Here is a 12,969-nt window from a genome sequence, read left to right as displayed (position 1 = left end):
GCTTACTCACTTAGGCAACGGCCTCAGCCACAGCTGGGCAAATTCTTTTCCTGACGTTTGGCTTCGCCCCACAAGGCGTCCAACTCTTCGAGGGTGCAATCTTCCATGGGACGGTGGGTGTCGCGCAATGCCTGTTCGATAAATCGGAACCGCCGCTCGAACTTCCCGTTGGCATCGCGCAGCGCGGTTTCCGGGTCGACCTTGAGGTGGCGAGCCAGGTTCACCACGCTGAACAACAGATCGCCGATCTCGTCGCTGATGGCCACCGGATCGTTGTCGGCCATGGCTTCGAGCACTTCGTCCAGTTCCTCGCGGACTTTGTCGAGCACCGGCAAAGGACCTGGCCAGTCGAAACCGACCTGGCCGGCACGCTTTTGCAGCTTCGCCGAGCGGGACAATGCCGGCAGCGCCCCCGGTACATCGTCGAGCAGCGACAACTGCTCGGGCGCCGAGGCTTTCTCGGCCCGTTCCTCAGCCTTGATTTCTTCCCAGCGCCGCTTGACCTGCTCTTCGCTCAAGCGCGGGATATCCACGGGCGCATACAGGTCACCGGTAGGAAACACATGGGGATGGCGGCGGATCAGCTTGCGGGTGATGCTGTCGACCACGCCGGCGAATTCGAAGCGGTTTTCTTCCCGGGCCAACTGGCTGTAGTACACCACCTGGAACAACAGGTCGCCCAACTCGCCCTGCAGGTGATCGAAATCGCCGCGCTCGATCGCATCGGCCACCTCGTAGGCTTCTTCAAGCGTATGAGGAACGATGGTGGCGTAGGTTTGCTTGATGTCCCACGGGCAGCCGTACTGCGGGTCCCGCAGGCGGTTCATCAGGTGGAGCAGGTCTTCGAGGCTGTACATCAATCCATCCCATCACAAAAAAGCCCTGTGGGAGCGAGCTTGCTCGCGATGGCGAAACACCAGTCAACATCTCTGTCACTGATAGACCGCTATCGCGAGCAAGCTCGCTCCCACATTTTTGGACTGCGCTTAACCTGGCGTCCGGTTACGCCGGGTCTCGATGATGTTTGGCAACTGGGAGATCCGCCCCAGCAACCGCCCCAGTGCATCCAGCCCCGGAATCTCGATGGTCAGGGACATCAGCGCGGTGTTGTCTTCCTTGTTGGAACGGGTGTTGACCGCCAGCACGTTGATCCGCTCGTTCAGCAACACTTGAGACACGTCACGCAGCAGACCGGATCGGTCGTAGGCGCGGATGACGATGTCCACCGGGTAGGTGAGCACCGGCACCGGGCCCCAACTGACCTGGATGATCCGCTCCGGCTCGCGACCGGCCAGTTGCAGCACCGAGGCACAGTCCTGGCGGTGAATGCTCACGCCGCGGCCCTGGGTGATGTAGCCGACGATCGCATCCCCCGGCAATGGCTGGCAGCAGCCGGCCATCTGGGTCATCAGGTTGCCCACGCCCTGGATCTGGATATCGCCGCGCTTGCCCGGTTTGTAGCCGGTGGCCTTGCGCGGGATCAGCTCCAGTTGCTCGTTGCCACGCTCCGGCTCCACCAGTTGCTGGGCCAGGTTGACCAACTGCGCCAGGCGCAGATCGCCGGCACCGAGGGCGGCGAACATGTCCTCGGCGGTTTTCATGTTGGCTTTTTCGGCCAGTTTGTCGAAGTCCACCTGCGGCAGCCCCAGGCGCCCGAGTTCACGCTCGAGCAGGGTCTTGCCGGCGGCGACGTTCTGGTCGCGGGCCTGCAGCTTGAACCAGTGGACGATTTTCGCCCGCGCCCGGGATGTGGTGATGTAGCCCAGGTTCGGGTTCAGCCAGTCGCGGCTCGGCGTACCGTGCTTGCTGGTGATGATTTCGACCTGCTCACCGGTCTGCAGACTGTAGTTGAGCGGCACGATCCGCCCGTTGATCTTGGCGCCACGGCAGTTGTGGCCGATCTCGGTGTGGACCCGGTAGGCGAAGTCCAGCGGTGTCGCGCCCTTGGGCAGGTCGATCGCGTGGCCGTCGGGGGTGAAGATATAGACCCGGTCCGGTTCGATGTCGACGCGCAGCTGTTCGGCCAGGCCGCCGATGTCACCCAGCTCCTCATGCCACTCGAGCACCTGGCGCAGCCAGGAGATTTTCTCTTCGTAGTGGTTGGACCCGGACTTGACGTCGGTGCCCTTGTATTTCCAGTGGGCACAGACCCCCAGCTCGGCCTCCTCGTGCATGGCATGGGTGCGGATCTGCACTTCCAGCACCTTGCCCTCGGGGCCGATCACCGCCGTGTGCAACGAGCGATAGCCGTTTTCCTTGGGGTTGGCGATGTAGTCGTCGAACTCCTTCGGAATGTGCCGCCACAAGGTGTGGACGATTCCCAGCGCGGTGTAGCAATCGCGCATTTCCGGGACCAGTACACGCACGGCACGAACGTCGTAGATCTGGCTGAATTCCAGGCCCTTGCGCTGCATTTTTCGCCAGATCGAGTAGATGTGCTTGGCCCGGCCACTGATGTCGGCTTCCACGCCGGTGGCCTGCAACTCTTCGCGCAACTGGGTCATCACATCGGTGATGAAGCGCTCGCGATCCAGGCGCCGCTCATGCAACAGCTTGGCGATCTGCTTGTATTGGTCGGGCTCCAGGTAGCGGAAGGACAGGTCCTCCAGCTCCCACTTGATGTGACCGATGCCGAGACGGTGGGCCAGGGGTGCATAAATGTCGAACACCTCCCGGGCGACGCGATTGCGCTTTTCGTCATCGGCGGACTTCACGGCACGGATCGCGCAGGTGCGCTCGGCCAGCTTGATCAGCGCGACGCGCACGTCGTCGACCATCGCCACCAGCATCTTGCGCAGGTTTTCCACCTGGCCCTGGGTACCCAGCACCATGGATTGGCGCGGGCTGAGGCTGGCGCTGATAGCAGCCATGCGCAGCACGCCGTCGATCAGCTTGGCCACCACGGTGCCGAAGCGCTGGCTGACCACCGGTAGCTGGATCTGCCCTTCGCGCACGCCGCGGTACAGCACCGCCGCCACCAGGGAGTCCTGGTCAAGCTTGAGGTCAGCGAGAATTTCAGCGATCTCCAGGCCCGTCTGGAAACTCGAGGTACCTTCGGACCACAGGTTCTTCGCCGCGTTGTGTTGCTGCTCCGCCTCGCGAGCGAACTCGCAGGCGGCCTTCAAGGCTTCGCGATCCAGTGCCATGTCGACGCTGACCGCATGATCGAGCCAAGCCTCGAGATTGATACTGCCGTCGGTGTTGATCGGCTGGTGTGCTCTCACCTGTACCATCTTTACTTACCTTCCCTACGACGCAGATTCAATGCGTCAACTTCGCTGACCTTCGCTGCCCGTGTTTCCGCCCAGGGCTGTGGCGGGTTGGCACGAACGGGTCAGTCGGACAAGCCATCCTGGCTCGCTTCAAATAACGCCATGGCCTCGACATGCGCCGTTTGAGGAAACATATCGAGAATCCCGGCACGTTTTAACCGGTAGCCCTGCTTGATCAGTTCGACCGTATCCCGGGCCAAAGTTGCCGGGTTGCACGAAACATAAACCAACCGTTTGGCCCCCAGGGACGACAGCTTGCGCACCACCTCGAAAGCACCGTCACGGGGTGGGTCCAAGAGTACCGCAGAAAAGCCTTCGCCGATCCATTCGGCACCCGCCAGAGGCTGGGATAAATCGGCCTGAAAAAAGGCAGTGTTATTCAAATTGTTGCTGACAGCATTGGCCGCCGCACGGTCCACCATGGTTTGCACGCCTTCGACGGCCACCACCTGGCGCACGCTTTTGGCCAGCGGCAAGGCAAAATTGCCCAGGCCACAGAACAGGTCCAGCACCCGCTCCTCGGAACGCGGCGCCAGCCATTGCAGGGCCTGGGCGATCATCGCCTCGTTGACCCCGGCGTTCACCTGGATGAAATCCCCGGGCCGGTACGCCAGCTCAAGGTCCCAGGCATCCAGGCGAAAGCCCAGGGCCTGTCCGGGCTCGACCGGTTGCGGCTCACCTTCACCGTGCAACCACAACTGGGCTGCATGAAACGCGCAGAAATCCTTGAGGATGGTCAGGTCGGCCTCCGACAGCGGCGCCATGTGGCGCAGCAATACCGCAAGGGACGAACCGGCGAACAACTCCACATGGCCCAGCGCCTGGGGTTTGCCCAGGCGTCGAAGCATCTCCGGCAGGCGACTCATGATCGGCTGCAAGGGCTGTACCAGCACCGGGCAATCACCAATGGCGACGATGTCCTGGCTGCCGACGGCGCGAAAACCCACTTCGAGTTTTTTCGCCTTCTGATCCCAGCGCACCGCCACCCGGGCGCGACGTCGATAACCGAACTCCGGCCCGCTCAATGGCGCGGCCCATTCCTCCGGCTCGACCCCGGCCACCCGCGACAGCTGCTCGGCGAGCATGCGCTGTTTCAGGGCGAGTTGTTCGTCATGGGGCAAATGTTGGACGCTGCAACCGCCGCAACGACCGGAATGGATACACGGCGCTGCGCGACGCAGGTCACTGGACAGGAACACCCGCTCGGTACGCGCCTCGACTACTTTGCCGTGGGCACCGAGCACCCGCGCCTCGACCTCTTCGCCGGCCAGGGCGCCGATGACGAACCAGGTCCGCCCGTCGACAAAGGCAATGCCCCGGCCATCGTTGGCCAGGCGCTCGATGGTCAGGCGCTGCTTCTTACCGGTGGGCACTTGCGGGGCCCGGCTTCCGCCGCTGGGCTGGAAGCGCAAGCCTCTTTCTTGCTTGGCCATCAGTTGGGCGCGTCGAAAATGCCGGTCGACAGGTAACGGTCGCCACGGTCACAGATGATCGCCACGATCACCGCATTTTCCACTTCCTTGGACAGGCGCAGCATCCCCGCCACGGCACCGCCCGAAGACACGCCGCAGAAGATGCCCTCCTCACGCGCCAGGCGACGGGTCACGTCCTCGGCTTCGCTCTGGGCCATGTCGATGATGCGGTCCACGCGGTCGGCCTGGTAAATCTTCGGCAAATACTCTTCGGGCCAGCGGCGGATGCCGGGAATGGCCGAGCCTTCCATCGGTTGCAGGCCGATGATCTGCACGTTCGGGTTCTGTTCTTTCAGATAGCGCGAGGTGCCCATGATGGTACCGGTGGTGCCCATCGAGCTGACGAAATGGGTGATGGTGCCGTCGGTCTGGCGCCAAATCTCGGGGCCGGTGGTGGTGTAGTGGGCCTCGGGATTGTCGCCGTTGGCGAACTGATCCAACACCTTGCCACGCCCCTCGGCCTGCATACGCTCGGCCAGGTCCCGGGCACCTTCCATGCCCTGCTCCTGGGTCACCAGGATCAACTCTGCGCCATAGGCCGTCATCGCCGCCTTGCGCTCGGCACTGGAGTTGTCGGGCATGATCAGGATCATCTTGTAGCCCTTGATCGCCGCCGCCATGGCCAGGGCGATGCCAGTGTTGCCGGAGGTCGCCTCGATCAGCGTGTCACCGGGCTGGATTTGCCCGCGCAATTCGCCACGGGTGATCATCGACAGCGCCGGCCGGTCCTTGACCGAACCCGCTGGGTTATTCCCTTCGAGCTTGAGCAAAAGCGTATTAGTGGTCTCGCCGGGCAAGCGCTGCAAGCGGACCAGCGGGGTGTTGCCGACGCAATCGGCGATGGTGGGGTACTGCAAAGTCATGGCGTATTCGCAATCCGGACTGCGGGGGCGCCTATCATACCGGCAAACCCGGCGCGGCCATATCACGCAAAGTGTGGTGGTTATGGCTTATGGGAATAAGCACGGCCCGTGGCGAGGGAGCTAGCTCTCGCTGGGCTGCACAGCGGCTCCAAAGCTTGAGCGGGCGAAAATATCAGAACAGCGACATGATTTTTACGAAGATCGCCCGCCCGCAAATCGCTACACTGCCCAGGTGGTGCGTGCCGGATGCGCGCACAGCTCAATCAGACCGCTGGATGCAGGAGACAAGTGTGCTCAAGAAACTGGGAATCAAAGGCCGCGTGCTGTTGCTGACCCTGTTGCCGACCAGCCTGATGGCGCTGGTCCTGGGCGGCTATTTCACCTGGATGCAGCAATCGGACCTGCACGCCCAGTTGCTGCAACGTGGCGAGATGATCGCCGAGCAGCTGGCCCCGCTGGTCGCCCCGGCCATGAGCCGCCAGGACACCGATCTGCTGGAGCGCATCGCCACCCAGTCCCTCGAGCAAGCGGACGTACGCGCCGTGACTTTCCTCGCCCCCGACCGCGCGCCGTTGGCCCACGCCGGCCCGACCATGCTCAACCGGGCACCGGAGGGCAACAGTGCACAGCTGCTGCAACGCACCGGCAACGACGCCACGCGCTACTTGCTGCCGGTATTCGGCAAGCACCGCAACCTCGCGGGCGAACTGATTCCCGAGGAAGCCGACCGCCTGCTGGGCTGGGTCGAGCTGGAGTTGTCCCACAGCGGCATGTTACTGCGCGGCTATCGCAGCCTGTTCGCCAGCCTGCTGCTGATCGCCGCCGGCCTGTGCCTGACCGCGCTGCTGGCCCTGCGCATGGGCCGCACGATCAACCGCCCACTGAGCCAGATCAAACAAGCGGTGGCGCAACTCAAGGACGGTCACCTGGAAACCCGCCTGCCACCGCTGGGCAGCCAGGAGCTGGATGAACTGGCCTCGGGCATCAATCGCATGGCCAGTACCTTGCAGAACGCCCAGGAAGAATTGCAGCACAGCATCGACCAGGCCACCGAAGACGTGCGCCAGAACCTGGAAACCATCGAGATCCAGAACATCGAGCTGGACCTGGCCCGCAAGGAAGCCCTGGAAGCGAGCCGGATCAAGTCCGAGTTCCTGGCGAACATGAGCCATGAAATCCGCACACCGCTCAACGGCATTCTCGGTTTTACCCACCTGTTGCAAAAAAGCGAACTGACCCCACGCCAGCTCGATTACCTGGGCACCATCGAGAAATCCGCCGACAGCCTGCTGGGGATCATCAACGAGATCCTCGACTTTTCGAAGATCGAGGCCGGCAAGCTGGTGCTCGACAGCATTCCGTTCAACCTGCGGGACCTGCTGCAAGACACCCTGACCATTCTCGCCCCGGCCGCCCACGCCAAGCAGTTGGAACTGGTGAGCCTGGTCTACCGGGACACACCGCTGTCGCTGGTGGGCGATCCGCTGCGCCTCAAGCAGATCCTCACCAACCTGGTGAGCAACGCGATCAAGTTCACCCGCGAGGGCACCATCGTCGCCCGGGCCATGCTCGAAGACGAGCACGAAGACAGCGTGCAGTTGCGCATCAGCATCCAGGACACCGGTATCGGCCTGTCCAACCAGGACGTTCGGGCGCTGTTCCAGGCGTTCAGCCAGGCCGACAACTCGCTGTCCCGACAACCGGGTGGCACCGGCTTGGGCCTGGTGATCTCCAAGCGCCTGGTGGAGCAGATGGGCGGCGAGATCGGCGTCGACAGCACACCGGGCGAAGGCTCGGAGTTCTGGATCAGCCTGCGCCTGCCCAAGACCCGTGACGATGCCGAAGACCTGCCAGGCCCGCCGTTGCTGGGCCGGCGCGTAGCGGTGCTGGAGAACCATGAACTGGCCCGCCAGGCCTTGCAGCACCAGCTCGAAGACTGCGGCCTGCAAGTGACGCCATTCAACACCCTGGAGAGCTTGACCAACGGCATCACCGTCGCCCACCAGACCGACCAGGCGATCGATCTGGCCGTGCTGGGCATCACCAGCAACGACATGCCGCCGGAGCGCCTCAACCAGCACATCTGGGACCTTGAGCACTTGGGCTGCAAAGTGCTCGTGCTGTGCCCCACCACCGAACAGACCCTGTACCACCTCTCGGTGCCCAACCCCCACAGTCAGTTGCAGGCCAAGCCGGCCTGCACCCGCAAGTTGCGCCGCGCGCTGTCCGACCTGGTCAACCCGCGCCCGCCCCGCAGCGAACCCAGTGAGCCGGTTTCCAGCCGTGCCCCGAAAGTGCTGTGCGTGGACGACAACCCGGCCAACCTGCTGCTGGTGCAAACCCTGCTCGAAGACATGGGCGCCAAGGTGCTGGCGGTGGAAAGCGGCTACGCGGCGGTCAAGGCCGTGCAGAAGGAAACCTTCGACCTGGTGTTGATGGACGTGCAGATGCCCGGCATGGACGGTCGCCAGAGCACCGAGGCGATCCGCCAGTGGGAAAGCGAGCGGCACTGCACCCCGCTGCCCATCGTCGCCCTCACCGCCCACGCCATGGCCAACGAAAAACGCGCGCTGCTGCAAAGCGGCATGGACGACTACCTGACCAAGCCCATCAGCGAACGGCAACTGGCCCAGGTGGTGCTCAAATGGACCGGCCTGGCCCTGCGCAACCAGTCGCCGGAGCGCAACAGCGATGCCCAGGGTGGTAGCGAACTGCTGGTGCTCGATCATGAAGAAGGCTTGCGCCTGGCCGCCGGCAAGGCCGATCTGGCAGCGGACATGCTGGCGATGCTGCTCGCATCCCTGGAAGCCGACCGCGAAGCGATCCGCCAGGCCAGCGAGGCCAACGATCACAATGCCCTGATCGAACGGGTCCACCGCCTGCACGGCGCCACCCGCTACTGCGGCGTACCGCAATTGCGGGCGGCCTGCCAGCGCAGCGAAACCCTGCTCAAGCAACAGGACCCCAAGGCTGCCGTCGCCCTGGAAGAATTGGAGCGTGCGATCAACCGCCTCGCCAGCGAGGCGCGTATCAGCGCCTGATCCAGGGCAATACCCTGGAAATCGGAATCGCTGAAAATCCACGCTCCTACAGGTTTATTTTTTTGCCAGGAGGCCCCATGCGCGCGATTCTTTTCAGCAGCCAGACCTACGACCGTGACAGTTTCATCAAAGCCCCGGCGCCCGCCGGCCTCGAGTTGCAGTTCCAGCCCGCCCGCCTGAACCTGGACACCGTGGCCCTGGCCGAACGGCATGAAGTGGTCTGCGCGTTCATCAACGATGACCTGAGCGCCCCGGTTCTGGAACGGTTGGCCGCGGGCGGCACGCGGCTGATCGCCCTGCGCTCGGCCGGCTACAACCACGTCGACCTGCCCGCCGCCAAGCGCCTGGGCTTGAGCATCGTCCGGGTACCGGCCTACTCGCCCCACGCCGTGGCCGAACATGCCGTGGCGTTGATCATGGCTCTTAATCGTTGCCTGCACCGCGCCTACAACCGCACCCGGGACGGCAATTTCAGCCTCCATGGGTTGACCGGGTTCGACCTGCTGGGCAAGACCGTCGGGGTGATCGGCACCGGACAGATCGGCGCGACGTTCGCGCGGATCATGGCCGGTTTCGGCTGTCAGCTACTGGCTTACGACCCGTACCCCAACCCGCAGATCGAAGCCCTCGGTGCCCGCTACCTGCCTCTGGATGAACTGCTGGCACAAGCGCAGATCATCAGCCTGCACTGCCCGCTGAACGAACAGAGCCGCCACCTGATCAACGCCCAATCCCTGGCGTCGATGCAACGCGGCGTCATGTTGATCAACACCGGACGCGGTGGCCTGGTGGATACACCAGCCCTGATCGAGGCGCTGAAGAGCGGTCAACTGGGCTATTTGGGATTGGATGTCTATGAAGAAGAGGCCGAACTGTTCTTCAAGGACCGCTCCGACCAGCCCTTGCAAGACGATGTGCTGGCACGCCTGCTGACCTTCCCCAACGTGGTGATCACCGCCCACCAGGCCTTCCTCACCCATGAAGCCTTGGCGGCGATTGCCATGACCACCCTGGATAACATCGCAGCCTGGGCGGCCGGCACACCGCAGAACCTGGTGGAGCGCTAAACCTGAACCTACATTCCCCCCGTGGGAGCGAGCTTGCTCGCGATAGCGGTCTGTTAATCAACATCAATACTGACTGATTTGCCGCCATCGCGAGCAAGCTCGCTCCCACAAGGGGTGGAGTTTCGTCGGCAAGATTCGTGGTTGACCATCCCAAGCCATGCCCCGTGCTAGCATGTCGCGCCTATTTGGAGGACCCATGGCCGAACACGACTTCCGCTACACCCTGATGAACCCGCAGCACACCTTGACCGAAGTCCGCGCCCTGGCGCCGGGCCGCTACCAGGTCACCGGCAATGGCGGCTCGATCCAGGCCAACGATGTGTTGCTCGTCACGCTCAAGGGCAGCAAGGATTTGTCCATGCGCCTGACCGTGGACACCGTGCGGCACCTGCTCAAACCCATGGGCCAATGGACCGCCATGACCACCGGCCCGGTGTTCGGCGAACTGGCGATCCATACCTGGCAGGTCAACTGTGACGCTTGCGCCAAGGCACTGAGCTTCGAATTCGCCGTCGATGCCAAACTCGGCGTCAAGGCCGAGAAACCGGCCGCCACCGCACGGATCGCCGAACTGGGCTGGACCACCGTGGGTGAAAAACACCTGTGCCCGACATGCCAGGAAGCCGCCTGATGAAACGTTTGGCCCTGTCCGCGTCGATCGGCATGAGCCTGATGGGGTGTGCCGCTGAACCTGTGCAGTTGCAACACAACCGCAGCTATATCCTGGAATGGATCGGCGAACGGCCATTGATGGACTACAGCCACCTGACCATCACCCTTGGGGATGATGGCCGAGCCTACGGCAACGGCGGTTGCAACCACTGGTTCGCGCCCTACACCCTGGAAGGCCATCGTTTGAGCTTCGGCAAGATCGGCAGCACCCGCAAGCTCTGCGCCCCGGCGCTGATGGAGCAGGAGACGCGCTTCTTGCAGGCCCTGGAAAAGGTCGAACGCTGGGACATCTCGCCCATCGAGCAGATGCGCTTCTGGCCGGCCCAGGGCAAGCCGCTGCGGTGGTGGCTGGAAGAAGGCTGAGGCCTGAGCCCTCCAGACACACCTGGTTGGACCAGGGACATGGTTAACCCTGTGGCGAGGGAGCTTGCTCCCGCTGGGCTGCGAAGCGGCCCCCGGATGCACCTGTCACTTTGATGTTTCAGGCAGAATGCAGGGGCCTGCTGCGCAGTCCAGCGGGAGCAAGCTCCCTCGCCACACACGAAGCCCTCAACCAAAAACGGGTTATTTGAACGCCTGCAACGCCTCAAGCTTGGCCATTACCCCCGCCGCCGTCTGCTCTCCCAGCAACTGCTCGCGCACCTTGCCCCGGTTATCGATGATGTAAGTCACCGGCAAGCCTTCACTGCGAGGCAGGTCGAAGATCTCGGCCGGATCCCGGGCCAGCACCGTGAAGCGAATCCCCATCTTGTCGCTGGCACTCTTGAGCTCTTCGCCCTGCACCTGGTCGAAGTTGACCCCGAACACACCGACGTTGCGCCCCTTGAGCTGTTCGGCCAAGGCATTGAATTCCGGGATTTCGGTGCGGCACGGCGCACACCATTCCGCCCAGTAGTTGAGCACCAGCCATTGTTTGTCCAGCCGCTGCGAGTCGATGGCCTGGCCGTTCTGGTCCACTCCGTAGTCGTTTCCGCAACCGGCGAGCAACAGGATGCCCATGAATGTCAGTGCCGCCATCAATCGCCTTGTCATGTACCAATCCTTGTCTGAATGTGAACGCTGCAACGACCCGTCGCCTCTCTAAGGTGCTAGGGACTTCGCGGCACAGTAGAATAGCCGCCACCTTACGCAAGATGCGACCCGCTCATGACCGATCTGACGCTTTATCACAACCCGCGCTGCTCGAAATCCCGCGGTGCGCTGGAACTGTTGGAGGCCCGCGGCCTGACGCCCACCGTGGTCCGTTACCTGGAAACCCCGCTCGACGCCGCGCAACTGGAACGCCTGCTGGGCAAGCTCGGCATCACCGCCCGGCAATTGCTGCGCACCGGCGAGGATGAATACAAAGAGCTGAACCTGGCCGACGAAAGCCTGAGCCAGGCCCAGTTGATCGCGGCCATCGCCGCCCACCCGAAACTCATGGAACGGCCGATTCTGGAAGCCGGTGAAAAGGCCGCGATCGGCCGGCCGCCGGAGAAGATTCTGGAGATCCTGCCGTGACCACGCCGTACATCCTGGTGCTGTATTACAGCCGCAGCGGCTCCACCAACGAAATGGCTCGGCAAATCGCCCGGGGGGTCGAACAGGCCGGGCTGGAAGCCAGGCTGCGTACGGTGCCGGCGATTTCCACCGAGTGCGAAGCGGTTTCCCCGGACATCCCCGAGCAAGGCCCGCTCTACGCCAGCCTCGATGACCTGAAACATTGCGCCGGCCTGGCCCTGGGCAGCCCGACGCGGTTCGGCAACATGGCTGCACCACTCAAGTACTTTCTCGACGGCACCAGCAACCTGTGGCTGACCGGCGCGCTGGTGGGCAAACCGGCCGGGGTGTTCACCTCCACCGCGAGCCTGCACGGCGGCCAGGAAACCACCCTGCTGTCGATGATGCTGCCGCTGCTGCACCACGGCATGCTGATCACCGGCCTGCCCTACAGCGAATCGGCCCTGATCGACACCCAGGGCGGCGGCACGCCCTACGGTCCGAGCCATCATGCCGGGGCCGACGGTAAAAGCGGCTTGAACGAACATGAAGTCGCCCTGTGCCGCGCCTTGGGTTTGCGCCTGGCGAAAACCGCCCTGCTGCTGGAGAACGGCCGTGGCTAAGAAGCCGAAGATCCTGCCTTCGATCCAATGGCTGGAACCGCGCGTACGCCTGGCTCGCGTCCTCAGCCTGCTGTGCTTTTTCGGCCTGGTGGGGTTGCTCAGCGCCTATTACCTGCTGATCGCCGACCTGCACGGCGCGCGGCCCTGGGTGATTCTGCTGATCGAACTGGTGCCGCTGCTGATACTCGCGCCCGGCATGCTCAGCGGCAGCGCCCGTGGACACTCATGGATGTGCTTCGTGGTGAACCTGTATTTCATCAAAGGCGCACTGGCGGCCTATGACCCGAACCGGCAATGGTTCGGCGTGCTGGAAATGGCGGCAAGCGTGGCGGTGTTCTGCTCGGCCCTGCTGTATGTGCGCTGGCGGTTCCAGTTGAACCGGCGGTTGGCGGGGGAAGGCGAGATTTCCGTCGCCTGATACACCGTTATCGCGAGCAAGCTCGCTCCCACAAGGGCTCGATGGCACCCTGTGGGAGCGAG

12 protein-coding genes are annotated in these 12,969 nt (G+C 63.3%); 7 read left to right on the top strand and 5 right to left on the bottom strand.

The genetic code is table 11. From position 1 onward, the window contains the following. Nucleotides 1–23: 23 nt before the first annotated feature. The 4 genes from mazG to cysM form a co-directional block, all read right to left on the bottom strand. Nucleotides 24–857: a nucleoside triphosphate pyrophosphohydrolase gene (gene mazG, locus J4E63_RS15265; RefSeq protein WP_092257730.1), complete on the bottom strand. Its 834-nt coding sequence runs from the start codon at nt 855–857 to the stop codon at nt 24–26. Nucleotides 858–986: 129 nt separating this feature from the next. Next, entirely contained in the window at nt 987–3,233 is a 2,247-nt protein-coding gene (relA, locus tag J4E63_RS15260) for a GTP diphosphokinase (RefSeq protein ID WP_014339754.1), read from the bottom strand. A 101-nt stretch (nt 3,234–3,334) separates the two neighbouring features. Continuing rightward, on the bottom strand, nt 3,335–4,705 hold the full coding sequence (gene rlmD, locus J4E63_RS15255; RefSeq protein ID WP_207282574.1) for a 23S rRNA (uracil(1939)-C(5))-methyltransferase RlmD: 1,371 nt from the start codon (nt 4,703–4,705) through the stop codon (nt 3,335–3,337). Beyond that, nucleotides 4,705–5,607, bottom strand: a complete 903-nt coding sequence (gene cysM / locus J4E63_RS15250; RefSeq protein ID WP_060741061.1) for a cysteine synthase CysM — start codon at nt 5,605–5,607, stop codon at nt 4,705–4,707. Before cysM ends, rlmD begins: the two co-directional genes overlap by 1 nt. Nucleotides 5,608–5,897: 290 nt before the next feature. Here cysM and J4E63_RS15245 point away from each other — a divergent pair, with 290 nt between their 5' ends. The 4 genes from J4E63_RS15245 to J4E63_RS15230 all read left to right on the top strand — a co-directional run bounded on the left by J4E63_RS15245 (nt 5,898) and on the right by J4E63_RS15230 (nt 10,750). Then, a complete protein-coding gene (locus tag J4E63_RS15245; RefSeq protein WP_192261235.1) occupies nt 5,898–8,648 on the top strand; it encodes a response regulator in 2,751 nt (916 codons plus the stop codon). Between the two features lie 77 nt (nt 8,649–8,725). Next, a complete protein-coding gene (locus J4E63_RS15240; protein ID WP_207282573.1) occupies nt 8,726–9,715 on the top strand; it encodes a 2-hydroxyacid dehydrogenase in 990 nt (329 codons plus the stop codon). A 196-nt stretch (nt 9,716–9,911) separates the two neighbouring features. After that, the gene (locus J4E63_RS15235) at nt 9,912–10,346 is read left to right on the top strand and encodes a hypothetical protein (RefSeq protein ID WP_103310753.1); all 435 of its coding nucleotides are present in this window, start codon (nt 9,912–9,914) and stop codon (nt 10,344–10,346) included. Continuing rightward, nucleotides 10,346–10,750: an META domain-containing protein gene (locus tag J4E63_RS15230; protein WP_060741057.1), complete on the top strand. Its 405-nt coding sequence runs from the start codon at nt 10,346–10,348 to the stop codon at nt 10,748–10,750. Before J4E63_RS15235 ends, J4E63_RS15230 begins: the two co-directional genes overlap by 1 nt. 201 nt (nt 10,751–10,951) lie before the next feature. Here the strand turns inward: J4E63_RS15230 and J4E63_RS15225 are convergent, their stop codons facing one another. After that, nucleotides 10,952–11,419, bottom strand: a complete 468-nt coding sequence (locus J4E63_RS15225; RefSeq protein WP_060741056.1) for a TlpA disulfide reductase family protein — start codon at nt 11,417–11,419, stop codon at nt 10,952–10,954. A gap of 114 nt (nt 11,420–11,533) precedes the next feature. On the opposite strand from J4E63_RS15225, the gene arsC reads away from it, so the two are divergent. Genes arsC through J4E63_RS15210 form a run of 3 tightly spaced genes read left to right on the top strand, consistent with a single transcriptional unit; the run spans nt 11,534 to nt 12,907 of the window. Next, nucleotides 11,534–11,887, top strand: a complete 354-nt coding sequence (arsC, locus tag J4E63_RS15220; protein ID WP_207282572.1) for an arsenate reductase (glutaredoxin) — start codon at nt 11,534–11,536, stop codon at nt 11,885–11,887. Then, nucleotides 11,884–12,489: an NAD(P)H:quinone oxidoreductase gene (wrbA, locus tag J4E63_RS15215; protein ID WP_207282571.1), complete on the top strand. Its 606-nt coding sequence runs from the start codon at nt 11,884–11,886 to the stop codon at nt 12,487–12,489. The genes arsC and wrbA overlap by 4 nt, the downstream gene beginning before the upstream one ends. Continuing rightward, the gene (locus tag J4E63_RS15210; RefSeq protein ID WP_092169969.1) at nt 12,482–12,907 is read left to right on the top strand and encodes a DUF2069 domain-containing protein; all 426 of its coding nucleotides are present in this window, start codon (nt 12,482–12,484) and stop codon (nt 12,905–12,907) included. Before wrbA ends, J4E63_RS15210 begins: the two co-directional genes overlap by 8 nt. Nucleotides 12,908–12,969 lie beyond the last annotated feature (62 nt).

The organism is Pseudomonas sp. FW300-N2F2 (genome assembly GCF_017351655.1).
GTDB classification, from domain to species: Bacteria; Pseudomonadota; Gammaproteobacteria; order Pseudomonadales; family Pseudomonadaceae; genus Aquipseudomonas; species Aquipseudomonas fluorescens_AA.
Note: the sequence above shows the minus strand (reverse complement) of the source record. Positions and strands in the feature narration are given on the sequence as shown.

Coding starts and splice junctions, on each gene's coding strand:
- J4E63_RS15225 (WP_060741056.1), bottom strand. CDS start 11,419: ATGACAAGGCGATTGATGGCGGCACTGACATTCATGGGCATCCTGTTG.
- J4E63_RS15235 (WP_103310753.1), top strand. CDS start 9,912: ATGGCCGAACACGACTTCCGCTACACCCTGATGAACCCGCAGCACACC.
- relA (WP_014339754.1), bottom strand. CDS start 3,233: ATGGTACAGGTGAGAGCACACCAGCCGATCAACACCGACGGCAGTATC.
- rlmD (WP_207282574.1), bottom strand. CDS start 4,705: ATGGCCAAGCAAGAAAGAGGCTTGCGCTTCCAGCCCAGCGGCGGAAGC.
- arsC (WP_207282572.1), top strand. CDS start 11,534: ATGACCGATCTGACGCTTTATCACAACCCGCGCTGCTCGAAATCCCGC.
- J4E63_RS15230 (WP_060741057.1), top strand. CDS start 10,346: ATGAAACGTTTGGCCCTGTCCGCGTCGATCGGCATGAGCCTGATGGGG.
- J4E63_RS15240 (WP_207282573.1), top strand. CDS start 8,726: ATGCGCGCGATTCTTTTCAGCAGCCAGACCTACGACCGTGACAGTTTC.
- cysM (WP_060741061.1), bottom strand. CDS start 5,607: ATGACTTTGCAGTACCCCACCATCGCCGATTGCGTCGGCAACACCCCG.
- mazG (WP_092257730.1), bottom strand. CDS start 857: ATGTACAGCCTCGAAGACCTGCTCCACCTGATGAACCGCCTGCGGGAC.